The following is a 25,748-nucleotide window of genomic DNA, read 5'->3' as shown; positions in this document are numbered from 1 at the left end:
AAAGGCGGCCCCGCAGAGCCGCCTTCCAGAGTTGTCCAGCGCTGATCACTCAACGGCGAGGGCGACAAAACGCGAATCGGTTCCGCGGCGCACCAGCAGCAGCAGCGATTTGCGACCGGCGTCTTTGGCCTCCTCAATCCGCTTTTGCAGATCCTCAACCGAGCTGAGCGGCTGCTGGCCTGCTTCGGTCAGCAGATCCCCCGCGCGCAGGCCTTTGGTGCCTGCTTCAGCACCCGGCTCAACCGCCTCAATAAAGAGGCCCTGAGCGACGCCTGCGGCTTTGCCTTCGGCTTCGGTCACCGGGCGCAGACGCATGCCCATCAGGTCTTGCTGCTGCGGTTTCACCTGAGCGCCCGGACGGCTGGCGCTGCCTTCCCCTTCCGCGGTTTCCCGGCGGCCCAGGGTGACCTCGATGGTCATTTCCTTACCGCCGCGCAGCACCACGACCGGAACGGCTTTACCGACATCGGTGTCGCCAACCTGACGCACGAGCGCTCGGGTATCGGCAACGTCAGCGCCATCGAATTTCAGGATCACGTCATTGGCGAGGATCCCGGCCTCTTTGCCCGGACCATCCGGCACATCGGTGACCAGCGCACCGGCGGCTTTCGGCAGGCCCATGGCCTCAGCGATGTCGGGGCTGACGTCCTGGATCCGCACACCCAGCCAGCCGCGGCGGGTTTCGCCGAACTCACGCAGCTGCTGCACAACGCGCGAAGCCACATTCGAGCTCATGGCGAAGCCGATGCCGATCGAGCCCCCGTTGGGCGAGAGAATCGCAGTGTTCACGCCGATGACTTCGCCGTCCATATTGAACAGCGGGCCGCCCGAGTTGCCGCGGTTGATGGCAGCATCGGTCTGAATATAGTCGTCATAAGCGCCCTGGAGCGAGCGCTTGCGCGCCGAGACGATCCCTGCCGAGACCGAAAAACCCTGGCCGAGCGGGTTGCCCATCGCCATGACCCAGTCGCCCACGCGCGAGGCGTCGGCATCGCCGAAGGTAACGAAGGGCAGCGCCTCGGTGGCTTCGACTTTCAGCACCGCAATATCGGTCTGAGGGTCTGTGCCGATCAGCGTGGCCTTCATGCGGTTGCCCGAGAAAAACTCAATCTCAATGTCATCGGCACCCTCGATGACGTGGTTGTTCGTCACGATCAGGCCGTCTTCTGAGATGACGAAGCCCGAACCGAGTGCCTGACCGCGCTGCGGCGCCTGCTGGCCGGGATCGCGCTCCAGAAATTCACGGAAGAATTCATTGAAGGGCGACCCTTCGGGGAAGCGCGGGCCACCCTGCCCCGTAGGCTGCTCAACCACGGTCGAGGTGGTGATATTGACGACTGCCGGGCTGACCTTTTCCGCCAGATCCGCAAAGGTGTCCGGGGCGCCGCGGGCTTCTACAGCCACCGTCTGCGACAGGGCAAAAGCCACCGCAACGACACCCAGCCAGAGCGCACGCAGCGGGCGCTGCGGCAGAGTCATGGGACTGGAATTCATCTCTAAGACATCCTCCGTCTTGGTCATGGGGCGCGGAGTGCCCCCATTCCCGTCGAACATGGGCAATGCAACCGGGAAAGCAAAGAGTGTTGCAACATTCTCCCCCGCTTGTGAAACGCGGCGATCAAAGCGACAGCGCAACAGCCGCCCCGCCCCCGCTGCCCGCTCTGGCAAAAGAAAAGGCCGGCCCCAGCTGGACCGGCCCTTCTGAAAAGCTGTGTGGCAGCGTGATTACTGCGCGGCCGGGGCCGGCGGCTGATCGCTGCGCAGATACTCGAAGAAGGTGCTGTCGGGCTGCATCACGATCGAGGAATTCCCCGCCTTCAGCGCGCGCTGATAAGAGGTCAGCGAACGGGTGAAAGCGAAAAACTCCGGATCGCGGCCAAAGGCTTCGGCGTAAACGCGGTTCCGTTCGGCATCGGCTTCACCGCGGATCACTTCGGCCTGACGGCGCGCGTCAGAGGTCAGCTCGACCACGGTGCGGTCTGCCGCGGCGCGAACGCGCTGCGCGGCTTCTTCACCACGGGCGCGCTCATCTGCAGCCTCACGCTCACGCTCTGCCCGCATACGGGCATAGGTGGCGGCAAGGTTCTGCTCGGGCAGATCGGTTCGGGTCAGACGCACGTCAACGATATCGACGCCCAGCGACGCGGCCTGACGACGCGCGTTGTCACGGATGGTGTTCATCAGCGCGGTCCGGTCCTCTGAGAGCACACGGTTCGAGGGCACGCCACCGAGGACCTCACGGATCGCTGCGGTCACGATCCGCTCCAGACGCACCTGGGCCGCCTCTTCGCCACCTGCGCCCACGGCCTCACGGAAATCCACGAGGTTGGTGATGCGCCAGCGGGCGAAAGCATCGACGACCAGACGACGGTCATCAAGCGGCGTCACTTCCAGCGGCTGGGTCTGCAGGCCGAGGATACGGTCCTCATAGGTGACCACTTCCTGGATCAGCGGGATCTTGAAGCCCAGACCCGGCTCTTCCTTGACCTGTTTCACCTGACCGAACTGCAGGACCATGGCCTTTTCACGTTCGTCGACGATGAAGACCGACGACAGAACACCCACGGCAACCAGCACCAGGACGGGGATTGCGAGATTCAGTTTGTTCATTGGCTTACCCCCGTCTGCGCAGCACCGGCCGCCGGAGCGGTCAGACCACGGTTCAGCTCATTGAGCGGCAGGAAGGGCACCACGCCCTGGCCGTTCTCACCGCCGTTCACGCCGTCAAGAATGACTTTGTTCACGCCGCCAAGCACTTCTTCCATGGTCTCAAGATACATCCGGCGACGGGTCACTTCCGGCGCCTTCACATATTCCTCATAGACCGCAAGGAAGCGGCTGGCCTCACCCTGGGCGGCGTTCACCACTTGGGCGCGATAGGCCTCTGACTGCTCCATCAGACGTGCGGCTTCACCACGGGCACCGGCGGTGACGCGGTTGGCATAGGCGTCGGCCTCTTTTTCAAGGCGGTCACGCTCCTGCTGAGCGGCCTGGACTTCGCGGAAGCTGTCGATCACCTCACGCGGCGGATCGGCGCGGTCGAAGTTCACCCGCACCACGTTGATCCCGGCCTGATAGCTGTCGAGCGTGGCCTGAACGGCTGCGCGCAGATCCGAGGCAATGGCACCACGGTCACGGTTCAGAATCGGCGAGAGTTCCGAGCGCGCAATGATGTCACGCATCGCGGATTCCGAGACCGCGCGAATGGTATCCGAGGGCTCACGCAGGTTGAACAGGAACTGCGAGGGGTCCGAGACGTTCCAGACCACCTGGAATTCGATATCCACGATATTCTGATCGCGGGTCAGCATCAGGCCGGTGTCGAGAACGCCGCCACGGCCGGTGCCGACATCGGTCACACGCTCGCCGGTCACCTGAACGATCTCAGCCTTGACCAGGGGCCAGGGCGCGAAGTTCAGACCCGGGTTGCCGATGCCGCGATATTCGCCAAGGAACAGCTCAACCGAGCGCTCTTCAGGCTTTACGGTGTAGAAAGAGGCCATGCCCCAGACAACCGCAGCGCCCACGACCGCCAGCAGCGCCGTGCCTTTGGAAAAGAGCGGGCTGCCCGAAGAGGGCCCCTGCGGGCCGCGTCCGCCGCCCTGACCATTGCCGCCGCGACCGCCCATAAGGACGCGCAGCTGCTCCTGGCCCTTCTTCATCAGCTCGTCGATTTCGGGGATCTGAGGACCCTCGGGTCCGGGCTTGCGCCCGCCGCCACCGCCGTTGCCGCCCTGCTGGCCGCGCTTATCGCCGTCGTTGCCACCCGAGCCGCCGCCCCATGGTCCTCCGCTGCCTGCCATTCCCTGTTCCTTCTCACACAATCCGGTTCGCTCTAAACTGGGTATTGATCCGCTGAAATCAAGCGGTTCCCACGGTTCTGACCGGATTTCTCATGGTCACGAGTTCCTCAGCGATGGTCGGATGCACCGCCATCGTCCGGTCGAAATCTTCTTTTGTTGCGCCCATACGGATCGCAATCGCCACCAGCTGGATCAGCTCACCCGCGGAAGGCGCGACAATATGACACCCGAGCACTTTGCGCGTGGAGGCACAGACCACCAGCTTAAAGAAAGCCCGGTCGTCGCGCCCGGCAAAGAGCGTCTGCATCGGCCGGAAAGAGGTCGAATAGATCTCGATCGCCCCCCGGGCCGCGGCTTCTTCCTCCGACAGACCCACCGTCCCGAGCTCCGGCTGCGCGAAGACTGCGGCCGGGATCAGGCTGTGATCCGCGGTGCGCGGATGGCCTTTGAAGACGGTGTCAGCGAAGGCATGGCCCTCACGGATCGCCACCGGGGTCAGGTTCACGCGGTCGGTGACATCGCCCACCGCAAAGATCGAAGGCACTGAGGTCTGGCTGTAGTCATCAACGATGATCTCGCCTTTCACCCCAAGCTTCACGCCCAGCTCTTCAAGCCCCAGCCCCTGAGAATTCGGCACCCGGCCTGTGGCGAAAAGAACCGCCCCATAGGTGGCCGTTCCGCCGTTGGTGTCGGTGACACGGATGCCGCCTTCCGCCTTCTCCAGCTTCGCCAGATCACTCTCAAGGCGCAGATCAATGCCGCGTTCAACCATGGCGCGCTGCACATAGCCGGTGGTTTCCAGATCAAAGCCGCGCAGAATCTGCCGGCCGCGATACGCCTGGGTCACCTTCACGCCGAGGCCATGCAGAATGCAGGCGAATTCGCAGGCGATATAGCCCCCGCCCACGACCAGAATGCTCTCGGGCAGCTGATCGAGAAGGAACATCTCATTCGAGGTCAGGCCCAGCTCTGCCCCCGGCAGATCAGGAACCATCGGCCTGCCGCCCACTGCGATCAGGATGTGCTTGGCGGTAAACTCTTCCCCCGTGCTCAGCCGCACCGAATGCGGGCCGGTCAGGGTTGCACGGGCCGCATAAAGCGTCACCCCCGCCACGGTCTGACCTGAGCGGTAGGCCGCCTCAAGACGGTCAAGCTCCGCATCAAGTTTCCCGCGAAAAGCGGTCCAGTCAAAGCTTCCGACCGAGGCCTGCCAGCCATAGGCCGCAGCATCCTCTATCTGGCCCGGGAAGGCGCTGGCGAACACCATCAGCTTCTTGGGAACGCAGCCGCGGATGACACAGGTGCCGCCCAGACGGTATTCCTCGGCCAGAGCGACCTTTGCCTTGCCCTCGCCGGCCGCGATCCGCGCAGCGCGCACGCCGCCTGATCCGCCGCCGATGACAAAAAGGTCGTAGTCAAAAGCCTGTGCGTCGCTCATGTCGCGCTCTCCTCCGTCTGCGCGAGGGAGGCCCCCGGCGGTCCCATAGTCTTCGGCAGATCCGGGCGGTGACGCGCAAAAAGCGCCGCCATGTCACCGAGATCCGCAGCATTGGCCGGGCGCTTTGCGATGGCCGCATAGCGCATATTGCCATTGATAAATCCGCCCAGGATCACCGCGCGATCCGAGCCGTCAAAATTCGCAAACGTCAGGTCCTTCCAGGCGAAGGCATGATGCCCGATCAGCCGCCGGACCCGAACGCCGCTGTCATCACCGGACATCAGCACCGGACGACGCAGCCCGTTGGCAATCACCCCCGCCCAGAGCAGCAGCAGCACAGCCACGACCGCCATCAGCACCGAGGGCCGCGTGGCCATATATTCCCGGCTGAGCAGCATGGCCCCCGCCCCGAGGAAAAGCCCGAGGCTGAGCAGAGAGGAAAGCGTGCCGCGGGCTGAGCGGCGGACATCCACCGTCATAGGCTCAGAGGTCCCCGTCCGTGAAAACATTGCCCGGAACCGGCTCTGTGCCCGGCGTGCGGGTCGCCATGTCATGCAGCTCGACCCGGCCATCGCCATAGCCTACGATCACCGTATCGCAGATATCGAGGAAAAGACCGTTCTCGACCACACCGGCAATCTGGTTCAGCAGGAGTGACAGTTCACGCGGGTTGCCGATCCGGCCGAGGTGCAGATCCAGGATGTAGTTGTTCTCATCCGTGCGGAACGGCTGATCGCCGTTCATCCGCAGCGTGATCTCATGGCCGTCCACATCCGAGCCGCCGATCAGTTCGGCAATCAGCGTCCGCGTCGCCTGCCAGCCGAAGGGGATCACTTCCACCGGCAGCGGGAAAGCGCCGAGGGTCTTCACCTCTTTGGCGGCATCGGTGATCACAATCATCCGGTCCGAAGCGGTCGCCACGATTTTTTCCTGCAGCAGCGCACCGCCGCCCCCTTTGACCAGCGACAGTTCGGGATCAAATTCATCCGCTCCGTCGATGGTCAGATCCAGCCAGCCCGCCTCTTCGAGGGTGACGATATTGAGGCCGAGTTCGCGCCCCAGCTCTGCCGTGCGGGTCGAGGTCGGCACACATTGCAGGGTCAGACCTTCCGCCTTCACACGTTCCGCAAGGCAGCGCACCATCCAGGCGGCGGTCGAACCGGTCCCAAGACCGACCCGCATTCCGTCCTCAACAAAATCCACCGCCCGGCGGGAGGCAGCATATTTGGCGCGGTCAATGGGGGAAAGGTCTGCAGGCATTAGAACACTCCGTCTGGCATGCCTGCTTATAGGCAAACCGGCCTGCCGGGGCGAGAGGGTAATTCCCCTCAGCGCGGGTCCGAAGGCAGCTCTGCCCATGAAAAACCCCGCCTGAGCAGCGCTCAGACGGGTCAGGCGGAGCAAAGAGAGTTTGGTCAGAAGCGCCGCGCCATCGCGTCACCAGCGGCATTCACACCGAGGTCACGCTCAGCCAGCGCCTCAAGATCCGCCGCAAGCTCCATCTGGAACCGCGCTGCGGCCCCGTTGCCGGAGCCTACGGCACGCCGGAGCGTCGCCCCGAAGACCAGGATCAGGCAGAGCCAGATCCCCAGCACCGACCACAGCCCGACACCACTGAGGCTCACAACCGCAACAACCGACATGAGCCAGCCCAGCGAAGAGAGAATAATCAGAACAATCACAGGCATAAACACGACCTCATGTCAGAGACAGGCTGCAACCAGCAGAAGAACTTTACGATGATTACCCGGACTCAGTCCACACCAAAGTATGTAATACATACAATGTGATATAAATTCCCATCGAGAGCCGTTTGCGCCCGGGGTCTGAAACGACAAATGGGGACCCTGCGGCCCCCATCTGGTGATTCTCACGAAAATTTCAGATCAGCTTCAGATCGACTTCAGATCCTGGATCAGCAGGTTCAGATCCCCGCGACGCCGATCCAGCATTGCGCCGATCTCCGCGCGCTCGGTGGCAAGCATATTGATGCCTTCAATGATGATATTGAAGAACAACGGCTTGCCCGAGCGGTCCGAGACCTGCCAGCGCACATCAAAAGGAGCCTGACCACGCAGACGCGCAATCGAGCTGACCTCAAAGTAGCTTTTGATCGGCTGTGCGCCGGTCACCTCGATCTGCCCGCCGATAAACTCGCGGAAGCGGCGGCCGTATTTGCGCGCGATATAGACCCGGAACGCCTCGGTGAAAGCCGCAAGCTGCTGGCCTGAGAGCGAACGCGCCGTCGGCCCGAGAGCCGAGCGCGCGATGGCGTTCACATCGGCGTAACGGGCGAAGATGCCCTCAAAATCGCGCAGCATGGCGGCTTCGCTTTTGCCCGATGCGATGGTCGCATTCACATCGGCGATCGCGCGGTCGATCAGACTGCGCGCCGTATTGACGTCAAATGCCATAACCGGCGCGCCTGCCAGCATCAGCCCGGCATAGACCGCGCCTCCTGCCAGCAAGGCCCGACGGCGCGGGTCAGTTGCTGTCAGCGTCTTCATACGGATCGATGAACGCATCGTCTCCGGCCTCCTGACCAAGTTCAAAGCGGCGGTTCTGTTGATACATCAACCGCGTCTGAGCGTAACTATCGGCACTTCCGTAAAGGATCGAGTCCACAGTTTCGAAATAGCGGGCGCGATCACCGACTTTTGACAGAACGAAGGCCCCGGTGGCCACTTCCTGCTGCCCGTCGCTGAGCACATTGTCGAGCGGATCGGTCAACAGATCGACGACCTCTCCCACCGCATCGCGCGCATTCGAGGGCCCGCGGATCGGCAGCATCACAAACGGCCCCTCTCCGGCGCCCCAGGCATTCAGCGTCGCGCCGAAATCGGTATCACGTTCTTCCAGCCCCATGGCGGTGGCCGGATCAAAGAGACCTGCCAGACCGATGGTGCTGTTGACCGCAAAGCGCCAGGCGCTGTGGGTTGCATCTGCAAAACGCGCCTGCAGCAGGTGGTTGGCCACGGCCTGCGGCGTGCCAAGATTGTCCGAGAAATTGCTGATCGCCGTCCCGACCGGGCTGCGCAGCACCGGGCCGGTCACCACCGCAGCCGGGCGCAGCACAAAACGGTCTGCCGCCAGGTTAAAGCCATGCACCGCCCGGTTCACCGGCTCCAGCGGATCCTCAGGGTTGCGGGTCGCCGGCGCACAGGCCGACAACAGAGCCGCAGCCGCAAGTGACGCCAGAGTGATGCGGGATGATTTGGCAGATGTCAGGACGGTCACGTGATACCTCACCAGGAGCCGGGTCTTGGGCAGAGAAACTTCCGGCTGCCCTCATATAGGTAACGCTCCCGGCGTCAACCGCAATGGACGCACAGGTTTAGTGCAAAATATTAACAGTTTTCTGGCTCAGTACTGCGCAATGGCAGCGGGGAACAGTCGATGAAAATGGCACAGACAGGCATGGGGCCGGCGGAGTTGCGCGCTGCGCTGCGCGACCGGCGCGGGCTGTTTGTGACGGTCTTTTTCTTTACCGCCATGGTCAATCTGCTGATGCTGGCTGCACCGGTTTACATGCTTCAGGTCTATGACCGGGTGCTGGGCTCGCAGTCCGAAGCCACGCTTATCGCGTTGAGCGGGCTGATGACTTTTCTTTTCATGGCCATGGGGCTGCTCGATCACCTTCGGGGACGCATTGCCGCCAGGATCGGCGCGGTGTTTCAGGACCGCCTCGACGGGCGCGTCTTTCTCGCCGCCGCCCGCCTCTCGGTGCAGTTCCCGGACGACCCGCTTGCCCAAAGCGCCCGGCGCGATCTTGAGGCCGTGCAGCGGTTGCTGATCTCACCGGGTTTTATGGCGCTCTTCGATCTCCCCTGGGCGGCTGTGTTCCTCACGCTTTTGTTCATCTTTCATCCGCTTTGCGGCGCCTTCGCCCTGGCAGGCGGCGGGGCCCTGATCCTGATCACCCTGCTTAATGAACGGATGAGCCGCGGGCCCCTGCGTCTGCTCACCGAGACCGCCCGCCAGGAGGAAGATCTGGCCGCTCAGTACCACCGCGAAGCCGCCACGCTGCGCGCCCTCGGCATGCAGGGCAACGCCCTCCGAAGGTGGGGTGCGGCGCGGCGCGCACGCACGGCTGCAGCCCTGCAGGCCTCTGATACCGGTGGCGGCTTTGGCGCATTAAGCCGGACCCTCCGGCTGCTGCTGCAATCGCTGATGCTGGGCCTTGGCGCCTTTCTGGTTCTGCGCGGGGAGCTGACGGCCGGGGCAATGATTGCCGCATCCATTCTGCTCGGCCGCGCCCTCGCCCCGGTAGAGGCGGTGATTGCGCAATGGGGCCTGATCACTCATGCCCGCGAAGGCTATGCCAGGCTTGCGCAACTTTTGACGCGCGTGCCCGCAGCCCCTCCCCGGATGGATCTGCCCCGCCCCAGGGCGCATCTGACTGTGGAAAACCTGACGCTCGCCCCCCCGGGCAGCCCGGCAAATGTGCTGCGCGGCCTCAGTTTTGATCTGCGTCCCGGGCAGGCCCTTGGCGTTATCGGTCCCTCCGGTGCGGGACAATCCAGCCTCGCCCGGGCGCTGAGCGGTCACTGGCGGGCGGGCGCGGGGCGGGTCTGCCTGGACGCGGTGCCGCTTGAACAGTTTGACAGCGAAAACCTTGGGCGGCTGATCGGCTGCCTGCCCCAGCGCGTAGCCCTCTTTGAGGGGACGATCGCCGACAACATTGCCCGCCTCGATCCCACAGCTGAACCCGCAGCCATTCTGCGCGCGGCGCGCCGCGCCGGGGCCCATGAGATGATCCTGCAACTCCCCGACGGCTATGAGACCCGCCTTTCCGCATCGGGCGCACCGCTGTCCGGCGGTCAGATCCAGCGCATCGGCCTTGCTCGCGCGCTCTACGGCGATCCGGTGCTTCTGGTTCTGGATGAGCCGAACTCTAACCTTGATGCAGAGGGGTCGGGCGCCTTGAATCAGGCCGTGCGCAGCGTGAAAGCCGCAGGCGGCGCCGTGCTGATCATGGCGCATCGTCCCGCCGCCATCCAGGAATGCGATCTTCTTCTGGTACTTGAGGGCGGTCTTTCCACGGCCTTTGGCCCGCGCGATCAGGTGCTGCGGGCGCAGGTGCGCAACCACAGCGAAATCCGCGCCGCCGCATCGGGGGCTGCATCATGAGCAAGCCGCAATGGTCTGCGCGCGGTCATGTTCTGCTGGGCCTGCTGACCGTGGCGCTGCTCCTGGCAGGCAGCCTCACCTGGGGTCTTAGGACGACGATCGCGGGCGCCATCATGACCGCCGGGCGCATTGAGGTTGCTGAGAACCGGCAGGTTCTTCAGCACCCTGAGGGTGGCACCGTGGCGCAGATCCTGGTGCGCGAGGGCGACCGCGTGACGGAGGGTCAGGTGCTGTTGCGTCTTGATGGCGGACTGCTGCGCTCTGAACTGGCGATCCTTGAGGCGCAGTATTTCGGGCTTCTCGCCCGGCGCGGACGACTGGAAGCGGAAGAGGAAGGGCTGAGCCTGCCGCAGATGCCGCAGGAACTGCGCGACCAGGCGGCGCGCTCGCCGGAAACGGCCTCTGTGCTCGCGGCGCAGACTGCCCTCTTTGAGACCCGCCTCGCCAGCCTCAACCAGCAGCGCGCCCAACTTGAACTGCGGGCCGCCCAGACGCGCATCCTGCGCGAGGGCCTGATCGCGCAGACCTCAGCTCTGGATGAGCAGGCCAGTCTGATCGCGCAGGAATTAACCGCACAGCAGGATCTTTTCGACAAAGGTCTCGCCCAGATCAGCCGCCCTCTCGCCCTGCGCCGGGAGGCGGCACGGCTGGCGGGCGCGCGCGCAGAACTGCTGGCCGCCCGGGCTCAGGCCGGAGAGCGGATCGCGGAAACCGCCCTTGAGATCCTGCGCCTTGAGGCCACGCGCCGCACCGAGGCCGGGATGGAGCTGCGAGAGACCGCGCTCCATCTCAATGAGCTGTCAGAGCGTCGCCGGACGCTCCTCGAGCGCATCGACCGCCTGGAGCTGCGCGCCCCGGCAGAGGGGATCGTGCTCAACCTTGCGATCACCACCCCCCGCGCGGTTCTGCGCCCGGCTGAGCCTGCACTGTATATCGTCCCGCAGGACCGCCCTCTCCTCATCAGCGCCCGGATTCCGGATCGCCATATCGATCAGGTCCACAAAGGCCAGGAGGTGCGCATCACCTTTCCCGCCTTCTCGCTGCGAAAACTGCCCGAACTGACCGGCAGGGTCACAAAACTGTCCGCCGATGCCCACAGTGAGGCACAATCCCCCCTGCCTTATTACCGCGCCGAGATCTCTCTGCCCGCAGAGCTTACCGCAGGTCTGCCCGGCGTGACCCTGCGCCCGGGCATGCCGGTTGAAGCCTGGATCCGCACGGAGGAGCGAACTCCTTTGCAGTTCCTGATGCGTCCCTTTACGGATTACTTCACCCGGGCCTTCCGGGAGAGTTGAGCTGATGCGACAGGAGATTGCAGATGACCGGTAAAATCGACGCCCGCCTTGCGGAACTTGGCCTCACCCTGCCCGACGCACCCGCCCCGGCGGCGAACTACGTCCCCGCCGTCCAAAGCGGCAATGTGCTTTACGTCTCGGGCCAGATCAGCGCGGGACCTGAGGGGCTGATCACCGGCAAACTCGGCGCCGGCCTGAGCACGGAAGACGGCGCGGCCGCCGCAAAGCGCTGTGCACTGGCGCTGATCGCCCAGGCACGCGCGGCCTGCGGTGGCGATCTCGACCGCATTGCGCGTGTCGTCAAGCTGGTGGGCTTTGTTAATTCCACGGCAGAGTTCACCGAGCAGCCCAAGGTCATCAACGGCGCCTCGGATCTGATGGTCCAGGTCTTTGGCGATGCCGGCCGTCATGCCCGTTCGGCCGTTTCCGCCGCCTCGCTGCCCTTTGGCGTGGCTGTGGAAGTCGAAGCCATCTTCGAACTGGTCTGAGCCATGACCGCGCCACGGCTGCCGGAGCGGTTAAAACGCCTGCCCGTGGCGCATCGGGCCCTGCACAATGCGGATACCACCTGCCCGGAGAACAGCCTTGCGGCGATCCGGGCAGCGATGACGGCGGGCTATGCCATTGAGCTGGACCTGCAACTCAGCGCGGATGGGGATGTCTTTGTCTTTCACGACGAAGAGCTCACCCGGCTGACGGGCGCCTCAGGGCGTGTGGATGAAACGCCGTCTGACCGCCTTAAGGCCCTGACGCTCCTCGGGGGCCGTGAGGCTCCGCCACCGCTTGCAGAGGTTCTGGCGCTTGTATCCGGCGCAGTCCCGCTGCTCCTCGAGTTCAAAGCCCAGCGCGACGGGGGGGAACGGCTTGTCGCCGCCGCAGCAGCGCTTCTGCGCGGCTATCGTGGCGATCTGGCGGTGATGTCTTTTGATCCAGGCATCGTCACCCTGCTTGCGCGGTATCTGCCAGATGTGGCGCGGGGGCTGACCACCATGACCTGGCGCGGCGCAGAGGCTGAAGGGCTGTCGAAAGCAACCCTCGCCCGGCTGAATGCCATCGCGGATTATGAGGCCACCGGCGCCACCTTTATCTCACATCACCACCGCGATCTCGACAGCGCACCGGTTACCCGGCTGCGCGAACAGGGCGCGGATGTTTTGTGCTGGACCATCCGCTCCGCGGCTGAGGAAGCCCGCGCCCGGCAGATCGCCTGCAATGTGACCTTTGAGGGCTACCGCGCAGCACTGCCATGAAAAAACCGCCCCCGAGGGCGGTTTTCATCAAACAGAGATCGCTCAGCCGCGCCCGAGGCGCGCTTCACGCGCGGCGCGCAGACGCTGGAAGTCATCGCCCGCATGATAGCTCGAACGGGTCAGCGGCGTGGCCGAGACCATCAGGAAGCCTTTGTTCAGCGCCGCTTTCTCATAGGCTGCAAATTCCTCCGGCGTCACGAATTTCGCAATCCCGTGGTGCTTGGGGGTCGGCTGCAGATACTGGCCGACGGTCAGAAAATCGATATCCGCCGAGCGCATGTCGTCCATGACCTGCAGCACCTGATGACGCTCCTCGCCAAGGCCGATCATGATGCCGGATTTGGTGAACATCGAGGGGTCAAGCTCTTTGACCCGCTGCAAAAGACGCAGCGAATGGAAATAGCGCGCGCCGGGACGGACTTCGTGATAAAGGCCGGGCACGGTTTCGAGGTTGTGGTTGAAGACATCCGGGCGTGCCTCAACCACCTTCTCCAGCGCTGAGGGGGGGCATTTCAGAAAGTCCGGCGTCAGCACCTCGATCGTCGTATCGGGCGAGCGGTGGCGGATCGCCCGGATCGTCTGGGCGAAATGCTCTGCCCCGCCGTCTTCCAGGTCATCGCGGTCCACCGAGGTCACGACCACATGGTTCAGCCCGAGCTTTTGCACCGCATGGGCGACGCGGCCCGGCTCAAAGGCGTCCAGTGCCTGCGGCCTGCCGGTCGCCACATTGCAGAAGGTGCAGCCGCGGGTGCAGATCTCGCCCATGATCATCATGGTGGCGTGACCCTGGCTCCAGCATTCACCCACGTTGGGGCACCCTGCTTCTTCGCAGACGGTGACCAGCTTGTTCGACTTCAGAATATCGCGGGTCTGTTTATAGCCCTCAGAGGTCGGGGCTTTGACCCGGATCCAGGAGGGTTTCTTCGGCTGGGCATTGTCCGGACGGTGGGCTTTTTCCGGGTGGCGCTGTTCGGGCAGCTTGAGATCGCGCAAAGGAATTCCCCCCCTGACGGCGTGGCTGCCCCTGAGATAAGCTCAAAACGCCCGTAACGCAACGCCACCTGCCCTGCGCAGGGCCATGCTTTTTCAGCGGGCTGGACCAGTAACCCTGCGTTGCGGGGAGGGAGTATTGTCATGTCGCGTAAACTCTTTGCAGAGGCGCTCGGCACTTTTGTTCTTGTGATATTCGGCTGTGGTGCTGCCGTTCTGATGGGCGATAAAATCGGGATGCATGGCATCGCGATGGCCTTCGGGATCGGTGTGATTGCCGCCGCCTACGGCCTTGGCGCGATTTCCGGCGCCCATCTTAACCCCGCTGTGACCATCGGCATGGTCAGCTCAGGCCGCATGCCCATGGCCGAAGCCGTGGGCTATATGCTGGCACAGATCATCGGCGCCATCATCGCTGCCGGTGCGCTCTGGGTCATTGCCAGCGGAACGGCGGGTTACGACATCGCCGTCAACGGCCTCGGGCAGAACGGCTATGGTCCGGGTTACCTGGGCGAATACAGCCTTGGCGCCGCACTGATTTTTGAATTCGTGATGACCTTTGTCTTTGTCACCGTGATCCTTGGCGCCACCTCTTCGGCGGCCCCTGCGGGTTTTGCGGGGCTCGCCATCGGCCTGACGCTTGCGGGCATTCACCTTGTTGGCATCAATGTCACCGGGGTCTCGGTGAACCCGGCCCGCTCGATGGGGCCTGCGCTCTTTGTGGGCGGCAGGGCGCTGGCGGATCTTTGGGTCTTCATCGTCGCCCCCCTGGCGGGAGGCGTCCTCGCCGGAGTGGTTTACGCATCGGGCCTGACGCGGCCCGACGCTGATTGAGGCTTTCAGCTTCGGCAGATCACCTGAACGGCAAGATCTGATCCCATGCGGGTCAGATCTTCGGGGGCCTTCACACCCGCCGTCACCGGAGCGGCCTGCAGACGCGGGCCCCCGGTTGAGACGCGCTGCAGGATCTGCGGCGCAGGCGCGATGAGGGCGACCCCCTCGGGCAGCGCGGTTCCTGCGACCTCCGTCTCGGGCAAAAGCACACCGATCACCAGGCCATCCGGCCCCAGCACCACCCCACCGGCATCTGCCTCGGTCGCCGTCATGCGCAGCGTGGCGCGGCCCGGCGTTCCATCCGGCGCGGTCCCGGTTTCAAACCGGCCAAAGCTGACCGATGGCAGCGACAGCCCCGCCCCGAAGGAAAAGCCGCTCAGCACCGCCTCAGCGCCTTTCGCAGGCAGCGCCGCGGCAAAGCCTGCGACCACGGCGGGCGCAAGCGGGCTTTCCGGGCGCAGCACGGCCAGCCCCAGATCCGCATCCTGCCAGCTGATCCCGGCACGGGTCACATTGTCGAGATAGACCTCGCGGCAGCCCTGAAGCGGAGCCAGGGCGGTCATCACCTGACCCGAGGCATCGATATAAAACCCGCTCAGCGCCGCGCGCGGAGGGGCCGGTTCCAGCCCGTTTTGCAGCCGCGCACGCAGACCTTCATCAATCGGCACGAGACCGGGGTCCAGCACCTGACGCCCGAGGCCTTTAAAGCCCGCTGACAGGCTCTGCATCACCCGCAGGCTGCGCTCTGCCTCAGCGGCGGGGGCGCGCAACAGCCAGCCGCGGATGGCAGATCCGTCAAGCTCGGCCCGGGCATGGACTTCCACCGCGCCGTCCCGACCGGACAGACTAAAGCCCCCCCGGCGCAATTCGCGCGGGCCTTCTGCCGGCACAAGGCCACTGGCGGCGAGATCATGATAAAGCGCCTCGAGCAGGGCCTGATCGCCGGGCTGGCTGATCAGACGCAACTCCATCCCGCTGCTGGCTTTGGGACGATAGAGCACGAAGGGCGGGGCGTAGCGGTCAAATTCCACCAGACCCAGCGGCAGCACCGCCTGGATCCCGGCCTCTTCGTCCTTCACCGTCTCCAGCCCCAGCGCCTTAACCTCGGCCTGCCAGGCCCCGACAAGCTCGGCCCGTTGTGCGGTGCTCAGCACCCCGGTCGGATCGTAATCCATCCGGCCCTGCCATTCGCTGATCGCAGCACGGGTTCCGGGCCCGAAGGCCCCGTCGATCCCGGAGGTATAGGTGCCGGCCCAGGCCAGGGCCTCCTGAATATCGCGGCGGTCCTGACGGGTCAGACGCGCTTCCGCCGCACGGGACTCGGCAAGGGTTTCGGCCAGGGTTTCCGCCGGGGCTTCGGTGGCGACCACGCCCGTCTCTCCTGCCCTCGGCGCGGCCAGCGGCGCCTCTGTCACCGGTGCAATCGGCGCACCAAGGGGCGGAGCCGCATAGGCAGAGCCACCGTCCGACCAGATCTGCTCACGTAAAAGACGATTGTCGGGAATATAGCTGTCAGCGGGAATCATCCCTGCCGCACGCAGCTCGCTCAGCCGCGCGCGGGCTTCATCGGGAGAGAAAGGGCCGATCGCCACCGCAATCCAGCCCGAGGAGAGCCGAAAGCCCGTCACTCCGGGCAATTGCGCCGACCAGCGCTGCAGACGCTCTTCTGCGGCGGGGAGTGAATTTCGCGCCTCGATCTGGATCCAGACCTGTCCGGCCCCCTCCTGCGCCCGCACCGCTCCGGTCCATCCTGCCAGAGCCACAAGGGCCGTTGCCGTTCCAAGTCTCAACCGCCGCACCATCCGCACCCGTTCCTTCAAAATCCGACCTACCCGGAAGATTTGTTAACAAAAACTGCGCTGAATCGAGCCCTTTATTGACCCTCCCCCGCCTCTTGCCTATGAGACAAGGGCTTTTCAAGAGGTCAACCATGGCTGTCAGCCCCGAGAAACCCCGTTGTTTCCAGGATGTGATCCTGCGTCTTCAGAATTACTGGGCGGCCCAGGGCTGCGCGGTTCTTCAGCCCTATGATATGGAAGTGGGCGCCGGCACCTTCCATCCCGCCACGATCCTGCGTGCGCTCGGCTCGCGCCCCTGGGCTGCGGCCTATGTGCAGCCCTCGCGCCGTCCGACCGACGGGCGCTATGGCGAAAACCCGAACCGGATGCAGCATTACTATCAGTATCAGGTGATCCTGAAGCCTTCGCCGCCGAACCTGCAGGAGCTGTATCTCGGCTCGCTGAAAGAGATCGGCCTCGACAGCGCGCTGCATGACATCCGCTTTGTCGAAGACGATTGGGAAAGCCCGACGCTGGGCGCCTGGGGTCTGGGCTGGGAAGTCTGGTGCGACGGGATGGAAGTCTCGCAGTTCACCTATTTCCAGCAGGTCGGCGGACATGACTGCCGCCCCGTTCCGGGCGAGCTGACCTATGGGATTGAGCGTCTGGCGATGTATGTCCTTGGCGTGAACCACGTCATGGAGATGCCTTTCAACGATCCTGACAGCCCGGTTCCGCTGACCTATGGCGATGTCTTCCGCCAGACCGAGCAGGAATACAGCCGCCACAACTTCGACGGCGCAACGCCTGAGATGCTGCTGCGCCACTTTGAGGATGCAGAGGCCGAATGCGCGCGCCTGCTGGCCTTTGACGCTGCGGATCCGAAATTCCATGGCCGCGCCAATATCATGGTGCATCCGGCCTATGACCAGTGCATCAAGGCCTCGCATCTCTTCAACCTGCTCGATGCCCGCGGCGTGATCTCCGTGACCGAGCGTCAGGCCTATATCGGCCGTGTCCGGGCGCTGGCGAAGAAATGCGCCGATGCCTTCGTGCTGACCGAAGCCGCAGGGGCCACCGCATGATGCGCGCGCCCGAGCGCCGGAACGGGAAGGTCTGAGATGGCCTTCACCGGACGCACCGCAGCCATTGCCATCCTCGCCTCTGCCACTGTGGCGGGGGCGGCGATGTACTGGCTGCAGGTCTATGCCTATTACGACACGCTGCCCGAGACCACGGTGCTGCGCGCCACCACCGAAACCGGGGTTGAGCCGCTGTCGCTGTCAGAGTTTGAAGGCATCGACGCCACCTCTTCGCCGCTGCGGTTCCGCGCCTGCGCCCTCCTCGCCGATCCGGGTGAGCTGAGCCATGCCCTGCCCGCCGCGAAACCTGAGCCGCTGACGGGGCCGTCCTGGTTCTCCTGCTTTGACGCCGCCGCCATTGGCGCGGATCTGCAAAGCGGAGCCGCCAAAGCCCTGCTCTCAGAGCGCGAAATTCACCTCGGTGTTGACCGAATTCTTGCAGTTTACCCTGACGGCCGGGTCTTTGCCTGGCACCAGCTGAACGGCACATTGGAGAACTGAGCCATGCCGGACCTTCTGATTGAGCTTTTCTCGGAAGAGATCCCTGCCCGCATGCAGGCGCGTGCCCGCGAGGACCTGAAGAAACTGGTCACCGACGGTCTGGTTGAGGCAGGTCTGACCTATGCCTCCGCCGGAGCCTTCTCGACCCCGCGCCGTCTGTGCCTGACCATTGAGGGTCTGTCGGCCGAAAGCCCGGCTCTGCGCGAAGAGCGCAAGGGCCCGCGCACCGATGCCCCCGCCCCTGCGATTGAGGGCTTTCTGCGCTCGACCGGGCTGACGCTGGAGCAACTGGCCGTTCGCGACGACAAAAAGGCCCAGGTCTATTTTGCCGTCATCGAAAAGCCCGGTCGCAAAGCGCCCGAGATCATCGCGGAAGTGCTGGAAAAAACCATCCGCACCTTCCCCTGGCCGAAGTCGATGCGCTGGGGCTCGGGCAATCTGCGCTGGGTGCGCCCGCTGCATTCGATCCTGTGCATCCTCACGACGGAGGCCGGAGCCGAAGTGGTCGATCTCAACGTCGAGGGCATTGTCGCGGGCAATACCACCCAAGGCCACCGCTTCCTCGCACCGGGCCGCTTTGGCGTGCAGAGCTTTGACGATTATGTCGCCAAACTCCGCGCTGCAAAAGTGATCCTCGATCAGGCGGAACGCGCCGAAATCATCCGCAACTACGCCAGCCAGACCGCTTTTGCCCAAGGGCTGGAGGTCGTGGAAGATGCAGGCCTTCTGACCGAGATCGCAGGTCTCGTGGAATGGCCTGTGCCGCTGATGGGCCCGATTGCAGAAGAATTCCTCGGCCTGCCGCCCGAGGTGCTGCAGACCTCGATGAAAGAGCATCAGAAGTTCTTCTCGATCCGCAACCCCGCCACGGGCCGCATTGAGAAGTTCCTGACGGTCGCCAATACCGAGACCGCCGACAATGGCGCGACCATCCTTGCGGGCAACGGCAAGGTTCTGGCTGCACGTCTGTCCGATGCGCGCTTCTTCTGGGACAACGACCTGCGCGTGGCCAAAGAAGGCATGACCCTCTGGGCTGAGGGCCTGAAGGCGGTGACCTTCCACAACAAACTCGGCAGCCAGTCGGCCCGCATCGCGCGGATCGCAGCACTTGCCGCCGAACTCGCCCCCGTCACCGGCGCCGATGTGACTGAAGCCACCCGCGCGGCTGAGCTTGCAAAGCTCGACCTGCGCTCGGCCATGGTCGGCGAATTCCCTGAGCTTCAGGGCCTGATGGGCCGCTACTACGCGCTTGCCGCAGGCGAGAGCGCTGCCGTGGCCGATGCCGCCCGCGATCACTACTCGCCGCTCGGGCCGACCGATACGGTGCCGACCGCACCGGTTTCGGTGGCCGTCGCGCTGGCTGATAAGCTCGACACCCTCACCGGCTTCTGGGCGATTGACGAAAAGCCCACCGGCTCGAAAGACCCCTTCGCGCTGCGCCGTGCGGCTTTGGGTGTGATCCGTCTGATCCTGACCAATGATCTGCGCCTGAACCTACAAGAAAAGCTTCAGAAAATAATCTCTTCTGAGTATAAGCTTGTCGCTGAACAAATTGGCGCTGTTGAACAAGAGCGCATCTCAAAAGCTGAAGCGGATATGGCAGATCCTCAGTACCGCCCTACTATAGTCGGCGGTGCACTTATGGCGATTGGAGCAACTACTCGTGAAGAGTATGCCCTTGCCATAGCTGAGGAAAAGGCAAGCCTGGGAGAAAAACTCGCATACAGAGCATCAGTTATTGCTAGACTCGATAATGCTGCCACCGATCTGCTGGGATTCATCCACGACCGCCTGAAGGTCTTCCTGAAGGACGAAGGCATCCGCCACGACGTCATCGACGCCTGCCTTGCCATGCCGGGCAATGACGATCTGACGCTTCTGGTCAAACGCGCCCGCGCGCTTTCGGCCATGCTGGCCACCGAAGACGGCACCAACCTGATCCAGGGCTTCAAGCGTGCCAATAACATCCTCACCCAGGCTGAGGCGAAAGACGGCGTCGAATACAGCTTCGGCCCTGACATCAAATTCGCCGAAGGCGATGAGGAAAAGGCCCTCTTCGCGGCCCTCGATCAGGCCGAAGCCGCGATCACCCCGGCCATGGCAAGCGAAGATTTCGCGAGCGCAATGGCAGCCATGGCGGCCCTGCGTGCCCCCATCGATGCCTTCTTCACCGCCGTTCAGGTCAACAGCGACAATCAGCTTGTGCGCCGCAACCGCCTGAACCTGCTGCACCGCATCCGCGCGATCTGCGGCCAGGTGGCGGATCTCGCCCGCATCGACGGCTGAACAGACTGACCCAGCCAAAGGGCCGTGACGCAACCGCGTCACGGCCCTTTGCTTTGCCCTTGCAGCTCCCGCATCCCCGGTCCACCCTCTGCCCCGAAGCGGCCCGAGCCTGAGGGGACCATGCCCGATATCCTGACCTTCCTGACGCTGCCGCAGCTGATGACCTTTGTCCCCGCGGGCCTGGTGCTGAACCTGATCCCCGGCTCAGACGTGCTCACCGCCACCGCTTTCGGCATCAAAGGCGGCCCCCGCGCCGGCATGGCCTCAGGACTTGGCACCGGCCTTGGCAGCCTCTTTCACGTGATCCTCGCAGCCCTCGGTGTCGCCGCCCTGATCGCCGCGCATCCCGTTGCACTCGACGCCATCCGCTGGCTCGGTGCGGCCTATCTCGCCTGGCTCGCCTTTAAAAGTTTCACCGCAAAATCCGGCACGACAGAGGCAGAGGTCGGCCGCGCCGACCGGCTCTGGCCCATCATCGCAAGGGGCGCGCTGACCAATATTCTCAACCCCAAACCAATCCTCTTCATCCTCGCCTTCCTGCCACAGTTCATCACCTCTGACGGCCCGTCCGCCGCGCAACAGATCCTCGCTCTCGGGCTTCTCTTCTGTACCACCGGCACCCTTGTCACCATGGGCTATGGCCTGCTCGCAGGCCTCGCCGGACGCAGCATCGGCAACCGCATGAGTCTTCTGAACCGCCTTGCCGGCCTGATGTTCGGCGCGCTGGCCCTGCGGCTTGCGACCTCAGGCTGAGGCGCTGGAAAGCGCGGCCCCAATCCGCTAGACCCGCCCCGACAGCAGCCCGGGATCACCAGCGTGAGCGAAACCACCTTCATCTATGCCCCCCCGCCGGGGGCGCCCGTGATCCTTCACGCCGATGAAACGATCATTGTCGTGAACAAACCCTCGGGCCTGCTCTCCGTGCCTGGCCGCGGCGAAGACCGCAGCGACTGTCTGATCAACCGCCTGCGCGCGGAGTTTCCCGACGTGCTGCTGGTCCACCGGCTCGATCTCGACACCTCCGGCGTCATCATCTTCGCCCGGACCAAAGCGGCCCAGGGACACCTCGGCAAACAGTTTGAGGCCCGCATCCCGAAAAAGATCTACGCCGCCCGCCTCTGGGGCGAAATGGCTGAGAAAGAAGGCCGGGTCGATCTGCCGCTGATCGTCGACTGGCCGAACCGACCGCGCCAGCATGTGAACTTTGAAACCGGCAAGCCCGCCGTCACCGACTGGCGCGCGCTGAAAACAGGCAATGGCGAAACCCGCGTGCGCCTGATGCCGCTGACCGGCCGCAGCCATCAACTGCGGGTCCATATGGCCGCCCTCGGCCATCCGATCCTCGGCGATCCGCTTTATGCCGAGGGCGAGGCCCAGGCCCACCCGCGCCTGATGCTCCACGCCGAAAGCCTGCGCCTGCGCCACCCCGACACCGGCGTCATGCAAAGCTTCTCCGCCCCCGCCCCCTTCTGAGGCGCCTGCCGGCTTTGGCTTTTTCCAAATACTCCGGGGCAAAGGCACTGCGTTTGCGGGCAGCGCCCCTGCGCTCTCCCCCAGAGACACCCCTCTCACCCCTTCGCATTGAAAAAGTCATGGATCTTCTGCGCCATAGAGGCAGAGATCCCCTCCACCGCCATCAGATCCGGCACTCCCGCCCGGCTCACCGCCTTGGCTGATCCGAAATGCGCAAGCAGTGCCCGCTTGCGCGCAGCCCCCACGCCGGGCACCTCATCCAAAGGCGTCGCCATCATGGATTTCGCCCGCTTCGCGCGGTGGGTGCCAATGGCAAAGCGGTGCGCCTCATCGCGCAGACGCTGGATGAAATAAAGCACCGGATGGTTGCGCGGCAGCGCCATGGGCTTTTGCCCGGGGCGGTGGAACTCTTCCTTGCCGTGATCACGGTCCACACCCTTGGCGACCCCGATGAAGGGGATATCTTCGACCCCCATCTCTGCCATGACCTCCGCCACGGCGGAGACCTGCCCCGCGCCCCCGTCGATCAGCAGCAGATCCGGCCAGGAGGCGGAACTGCGCTCCGGATCCTCCTTCAACAGCCGCGTGAAACGCCGGGTCAGAACCTCTTTCATCATGCCGAAGTCATCGCCCGGCGTCAGATCCTCGCCGCGGATGTTGAACTTGCGGTATTCGCCTTTCATCATCCCTTCAGGACCTGCGACCACCATGCCGCCCACGGCATTGGTGCCCATGATATGGGAGTTGTCGTAGATCTCGATCCGCTTCGGCGGGCCATCGAGATCAAAGGCCTCGGCCAGCCCCGCCAGCAGCTTTGACTGCGCCGTGGTCTCGGCAAGCCGCCGACCGAGCGACTCGCGGGCATTGCGGGCGGCGTTTTCCACCAGTTCAGCCTTTTCGCCGCGTTTCGGGACCAGAATTTCAACCTTCCGCCCTGCCTTTTGCGACAAAAGCTCACCCAGCAGATCCGGGTCTTCCACCTCATGGGACAGCAGAATCTGCCGCGGCGGCTCATGAGCGTCATAAAACTGCGCCAGAAAGGCCTGCAGGATCTCAGGCTCTTCCGCCCCCGCGCCGGTGCGCGGATAGAAATCCCGGTTGCCCCAGCTTTGGTTGGCGCGGATGAAAAACACCTGAACGCAGGCCTGACCGCCCTCGAGATGCAGGGCCACCACATCGCCTTCCGCCACGGTGCGCGGGTTCACCGACTGCCCCTGCTGCACGGCGGTCAGCGCCCGGATGCGGTCACGCAGAGCGGCCGCGCGCTCAAACTCCATGGCCTCGGACGCCGCCTGCATCTGTTCGGCGAGATCGGCCTGAATGCGGGTGGATTTGCCTTCCAGAAAGCGGCGGGCATCCTCGACCAGAGCCTGATAATCCGGCTCAGAGATCTCTCCCGTGCAGGGGCCTGAGCAGCGTTTGATCTGGAAGAGCAGGCAGGGCCGCGTGCGGCTGGCAAACATGGTGTCCGGGCAGTTGCGCAGCAAAAAGACCCGCTGCAACTGCGTCAGCGTGCGGTTCACTGCCCCCGCGCTGGCAAAAGGCCCGTAGAAATGCCCCGGACCCGACCGGCGGCCCCGGTGCTTGGTGATCTGCGGATAAGAAGGATGCGCGGTGATCAGGATATTGGGAAAGCTTTTGTCGTCGCGCAGAAGCACATTATAGCGCGGCTTCAGCTGTTTGATGAGGTTCTGCTCCAGCAGCAGGGCCTCGGTCTCTGTCCTTGTGGTCAGAAACATCATTGCGGTTGTTTCAGAGATCATCCGCGCAATGCGGCCCGAATGCCCCGAAGGCCGGGCATAATTCGACACCCGCGCCCGCAGGTTGCGCGCTTTGCCGACATAAAGAACCTCGTTCTTCGCATTCAGCATCCGGTAGACGCCGGGAGATCCGTCAAGGCGGCGCACCTGATCGGCGATCAGCGCGTGACCCGTCAGCCTGGATTCACCCTCTGTTTCCGGTCTTTCGTCCATCATTCTGATTCCCGCCTCTGAGTCGTCTTCGGCTGCCCTGGCCGTTTCGTAAGATCAAGTGCCAAGTCATCCACGGAATATGTGGATAACTCTGCGGAGAAACATCGGGGAACGTCGAATTTCCCTTAAATTTAACAACGTTTATCGGTTTGCCCATTTTTTAGGCAGTAGTGTAACTATTTGATATTGATAGATAATTTTTATCATTCACCAATCTGGCCCGCTCGGCCCCATGGAATCGGCCCTCTTTCGGCGGAAAAAGGCCCGCAGTGGACAAGTCAAGAGGCCAGACCCTGAATCTGACTGCGCGAAGCGTCGCGGAACAGATCAGGACCGGCTTATGGCCTTGCGCATCTGTCGTGGTCAGACCCGCTTTGACCCCAGGATCTGGCCTGTCACCACCGGGCTGCAGGCCAGCCAATCGAAGGCAGGGCGCAAAAAACCTTCCGGGGATGCATAGTTCCCCACCAGAAGATTAACCCGCAGATTCGGTGCGAATCGCAGGGACAGCGCGGCGAGCTGCCCGGACAACACGGAGAGTGCCGCCCCGCTGCCCTGGTCGCAGAGCATCAGAACCGCTCCCTGCACACGTTTCTCCCCGGAGTTGTCCCCAACCGGCGGGCCGCAGCGCCGGGCATAGTCCACCCAACTCTCCGCGACCTGTGAGAAAAGCGCGGATGAGACAACTTCAGATTGTGATCCAGGGGCGCACCAGATCAGCAGATCCGGCAGATCAGTCCCCGCCGGAAGATATCCGCGACCGGGCAACCCCAGGCTGAGGGCTGCGCAGACCGAAGTCTCTCCGCTCAGCGCGACCTTCACGCCTCTGGCGCCCCGCAGCCGCAGCGGCCTTTGCCGATGGCCGGACGTCCGCAGCTTCGGCATTTGCGCGCGGCGGCCAGGGATCGGGGCTTTCGCGCCCCCGGCAGACCCAAGCGGACCCGGCCAAAGACGGCCAGCGCTGCCAGCACCAGCAACATCAGCCCTGCAATTTTCAGCATCATAATCCGACCCGCGCCCAGAGAGCACGCTCCTCCGCCACCTCTGCCAGAGCTTCCGCCCCGGCTTTCAGCCCCAGTTTCGACAAAAGCCCGCGCCGCGCGGCCTGAGGGACCAGCTTCACCTTCTCCCCATAGATCGAGCGCAGAACCGGCACCGCATGGCCGATGCCATCCGCCAGCCCGATCCGCAGGGCATCGCGCCCGGCCCAGAACGCCCCTTCAAACAGATCGGGCGTGCTCAGGTCCAGCCGCGCCCCGCGCCGCTCTTTGACATAGGCGATAAAAGCCTGATGGATCGGATCAAGGATCATCCTGAGCCGCGCCTCATCCTCCGGCGTCTCGGGCCGGAAGGGATCGGCCGTGCTTTTTGAGCGGCCTGCGGTATGCACCCGCCGCTCAATACCGTGCCGTGCAATCAGATCGGTAAAGCCGAATCCCGCCGAGATCACCCCGATCGAGCCCAGGATTGAGCTTTCGTCGGCGTAGATATCATCCGCCGCACAGGCCAGCCAATACCCGCCCGAGGCCGCCGCATCTTCGACAAAGGCGTGAACGGGCAGCTTTTTGTCCTCCGCAAGCCGCCGGATACGGGCCGCAATCAGCGAACTTTGCACCGGCGAGCCGCCGGGGGAATTGATCAAAAGCGCGACTGCGGCAGGTTTTCCGGCGCTGAAGGCGCGCTCAATCAGCGGCGCAAGACCCGCATCATTCAGCCCGCCGCCAAAGCGGCCCGCCGCACCAATCGCGCCAGAGAGCCGCAGCAGCGGGACCCGGGGCGGTTTCGACAAAAAGGGGAGCGAGAGTTTCATGCCCCAGATGTAAGCTGCCCCCTGCCCTCTCACAAGGCTGCGCGGCGGTTCCGGGCAAAGTGCCTCTGGCCCGTGCCGCGCCCCGATGGCAAAATGCGGCGGGGA

The 25,748-nt window shown here is 64.0% G+C and carries 25 protein-coding genes; 10 read left to right on the top strand and 15 right to left on the bottom strand.

The annotated features are described in order from the left end of the window. Positions 1-45: 45 nt before the first annotated feature. The 9 genes from EP867_RS04820 to EP867_RS04780 all read right to left on the bottom strand — a co-directional run bounded on the left by EP867_RS04820 (position 46) and on the right by EP867_RS04780 (position 8,478). Positions 46-1,494, bottom strand: coding sequence for a DegQ family serine endoprotease (locus EP867_RS04820; protein ID WP_128487073.1), 1,449 nt, complete (start codon positions 1,492-1,494; stop codon positions 46-48). A 231-nt stretch (positions 1,495-1,725) separates the two neighbouring features. Further along, positions 1,726-2,610, bottom strand: coding sequence for a protease modulator HflC (hflC, locus tag EP867_RS04815; protein WP_128487072.1), 885 nt, complete (start codon positions 2,608-2,610; stop codon positions 1,726-1,728). Next, a complete protein-coding gene (hflK, locus tag EP867_RS04810) occupies positions 2,607-3,803 on the bottom strand; it encodes an FtsH protease activity modulator HflK (protein WP_128487071.1) in 1,197 nt (398 codons plus the stop codon). Before hflK ends, hflC begins: the two co-directional genes overlap by 4 nt. Positions 3,804-3,861: 58 nt before the next feature. Continuing rightward, a complete protein-coding gene (gene gor, locus EP867_RS04805; RefSeq protein WP_128487070.1) occupies positions 3,862-5,241 on the bottom strand; it encodes a glutathione-disulfide reductase in 1,380 nt (459 codons plus the stop codon). Next, positions 5,238-5,720, bottom strand: coding sequence for a PH domain-containing protein (locus EP867_RS04800; RefSeq protein WP_164888763.1), 483 nt, complete (start codon positions 5,718-5,720; stop codon positions 5,238-5,240). The genes gor and EP867_RS04800 overlap by 4 nt, the downstream gene beginning before the upstream one ends. A 4-nt stretch (positions 5,721-5,724) precedes the next feature. Beyond that, on the bottom strand, positions 5,725-6,501 hold the full coding sequence (gene rpiA / locus EP867_RS04795) for a ribose-5-phosphate isomerase RpiA (RefSeq protein WP_128487068.1): 777 nt from the start codon (positions 6,499-6,501) through the stop codon (positions 5,725-5,727). A 155-nt stretch (positions 6,502-6,656) separates the two neighbouring features. Beyond that, complete coding sequence (locus EP867_RS04790; protein ID WP_128487067.1) at positions 6,657-6,929, bottom strand: hypothetical protein; 273 nt, start codon at positions 6,927-6,929, stop codon at positions 6,657-6,659. A 204-nt stretch (positions 6,930-7,133) separates the two neighbouring features. Further along, positions 7,134-7,766 carry an MlaC/ttg2D family ABC transporter substrate-binding protein gene (locus EP867_RS04785; protein WP_380049769.1) on the bottom strand — a complete coding sequence of 211 codons (633 nt, stop codon included), beginning with the start codon at positions 7,764-7,766 and terminating at the stop codon, positions 7,134-7,136. After that, entirely contained in the window at positions 7,726-8,478 is a 753-nt protein-coding gene (locus EP867_RS04780) for an MlaA family lipoprotein (protein WP_241656812.1), read from the bottom strand. Before EP867_RS04780 ends, EP867_RS04785 begins: the two co-directional genes overlap by 41 nt. Before the next feature lie 159 nt (positions 8,479-8,637). Here EP867_RS04780 and EP867_RS04775 point away from each other — a divergent pair, with 159 nt between their 5' ends. Genes EP867_RS04775 through EP867_RS04760 form a run of 4 tightly spaced genes read left to right on the top strand, consistent with a single transcriptional unit; the run spans position 8,638 to position 12,916 of the window. Further along, complete coding sequence (locus EP867_RS04775; RefSeq protein WP_128487066.1) at positions 8,638-10,371, top strand: type I secretion system permease/ATPase; 1,734 nt, start codon at positions 8,638-8,640, stop codon at positions 10,369-10,371. Further along, the gene (locus tag EP867_RS04770; protein WP_128487065.1) at positions 10,368-11,666 is read left to right on the top strand and encodes an HlyD family type I secretion periplasmic adaptor subunit; all 1,299 of its coding nucleotides are present in this window, start codon (positions 10,368-10,370) and stop codon (positions 11,664-11,666) included. The genes EP867_RS04775 and EP867_RS04770 overlap by 4 nt, the downstream gene beginning before the upstream one ends. Positions 11,667-11,689: 23 nt before the next feature. After that, the gene (locus EP867_RS04765) at positions 11,690-12,154 is read left to right on the top strand and encodes a RidA family protein (RefSeq protein ID WP_128487064.1); all 465 of its coding nucleotides are present in this window, start codon (positions 11,690-11,692) and stop codon (positions 12,152-12,154) included. Positions 12,155-12,157: 3 nt separating this feature from the next. Beyond that, the gene (locus EP867_RS04760; RefSeq protein WP_128487063.1) at positions 12,158-12,916 is read left to right on the top strand and encodes a glycerophosphodiester phosphodiesterase family protein; all 759 of its coding nucleotides are present in this window, start codon (positions 12,158-12,160) and stop codon (positions 12,914-12,916) included. Between the two features lie 42 nt (positions 12,917-12,958). Here EP867_RS04760 and lipA read toward each other — a convergent pair whose 3' ends face one another. Continuing rightward, the gene (lipA, locus tag EP867_RS04755; RefSeq protein WP_128487062.1) at positions 12,959-13,909 is read right to left on the bottom strand and encodes a lipoyl synthase; all 951 of its coding nucleotides are present in this window, start codon (positions 13,907-13,909) and stop codon (positions 12,959-12,961) included. Positions 13,910-14,050: 141 nt separating this feature from the next. On the opposite strand from lipA, the gene aqpZ reads away from it, so the two are divergent. After that, a complete protein-coding gene (aqpZ, locus tag EP867_RS04750; protein ID WP_128487061.1) occupies positions 14,051-14,740 on the top strand; it encodes an aquaporin Z in 690 nt (229 codons plus the stop codon). A gap of 5 nt (positions 14,741-14,745) precedes the next feature. Here aqpZ and EP867_RS04745 read toward each other — a convergent pair whose 3' ends face one another. After that, on the bottom strand, positions 14,746-16,530 hold the full coding sequence (locus EP867_RS04745; protein WP_164888762.1) for a peptidoglycan-binding protein: 1,785 nt from the start codon (positions 16,528-16,530) through the stop codon (positions 14,746-14,748). 140 nt (positions 16,531-16,670) lie between these two features. Between EP867_RS04745 and EP867_RS04740 the strand changes: the two genes are divergently transcribed. The 5 genes from EP867_RS04740 (at position 16,671) to EP867_RS04720 (ending at position 21,860) form a co-directional block, all read left to right on the top strand. Next, a complete protein-coding gene (locus EP867_RS04740) occupies positions 16,671-17,603 on the top strand; it encodes a glycine--tRNA ligase subunit alpha (protein WP_128487059.1) in 933 nt (310 codons plus the stop codon). A gap of 36 nt (positions 17,604-17,639) precedes the next feature. Further along, positions 17,640-18,101 carry a DUF6446 family protein gene (locus EP867_RS04735; RefSeq protein WP_241656811.1) on the top strand — a complete coding sequence of 154 codons (462 nt, stop codon included), beginning with the start codon at positions 17,640-17,642 and terminating at the stop codon, positions 18,099-18,101. A 3-nt stretch (positions 18,102-18,104) separates the two neighbouring features. Continuing rightward, positions 18,105-20,387: a glycine--tRNA ligase subunit beta gene (glyS, locus tag EP867_RS04730; protein ID WP_128487058.1), complete on the top strand. Its 2,283-nt coding sequence runs from the start codon at positions 18,105-18,107 to the stop codon at positions 20,385-20,387. 120 nt (positions 20,388-20,507) lie between these two features. Next, positions 20,508-21,140 (top strand): LysE family translocator, encoded by a 633-nt coding sequence (locus tag EP867_RS04725; RefSeq protein WP_128487057.1) that lies wholly within the window; start codon positions 20,508-20,510, stop codon positions 21,138-21,140. Between the two features lie 63 nt (positions 21,141-21,203). Next, positions 21,204-21,860, top strand: a complete 657-nt coding sequence (locus EP867_RS04720) for a pseudouridine synthase (protein WP_128487056.1) — start codon at positions 21,204-21,206, stop codon at positions 21,858-21,860. 95 nt (positions 21,861-21,955) lie between these two features. Here EP867_RS04720 and uvrC read toward each other — a convergent pair whose 3' ends face one another. From uvrC to EP867_RS04700, 4 genes are all read right to left on the bottom strand, one after another. Further along, positions 21,956-23,836, bottom strand: coding sequence for an excinuclease ABC subunit UvrC (uvrC, locus tag EP867_RS04715; RefSeq protein WP_128487055.1), 1,881 nt, complete (start codon positions 23,834-23,836; stop codon positions 21,956-21,958). 360 nt (positions 23,837-24,196) lie between these two features. Then, complete coding sequence (locus tag EP867_RS04710) at positions 24,197-24,478, bottom strand: Rossmann fold domain-containing protein (protein WP_128487054.1); 282 nt, start codon at positions 24,476-24,478, stop codon at positions 24,197-24,199. 173 nt (positions 24,479-24,651) lie between these two features. After that, positions 24,652-24,837 carry a hypothetical protein gene (locus tag EP867_RS04705; protein ID WP_128487053.1) on the bottom strand — a complete coding sequence of 62 codons (186 nt, stop codon included), beginning with the start codon at positions 24,835-24,837 and terminating at the stop codon, positions 24,652-24,654. After that, positions 24,834-25,643: a S49 family peptidase gene (locus tag EP867_RS04700; RefSeq protein ID WP_128487052.1), complete on the bottom strand. Its 810-nt coding sequence runs from the start codon at positions 25,641-25,643 to the stop codon at positions 24,834-24,836. Before EP867_RS04700 ends, EP867_RS04705 begins: the two co-directional genes overlap by 4 nt. Between the last annotated feature and the right edge of the window lie 105 nt (positions 25,644-25,748).

Source organism: Falsigemmobacter intermedius, assembly GCF_004054105.1.
In the GTDB taxonomy this organism is placed as follows: Bacteria; Pseudomonadota; Alphaproteobacteria; order Rhodobacterales; family Rhodobacteraceae; genus Wagnerdoeblera; species Wagnerdoeblera intermedia.
This window is presented reverse-complemented; position numbering and strand designations above follow the sequence as displayed.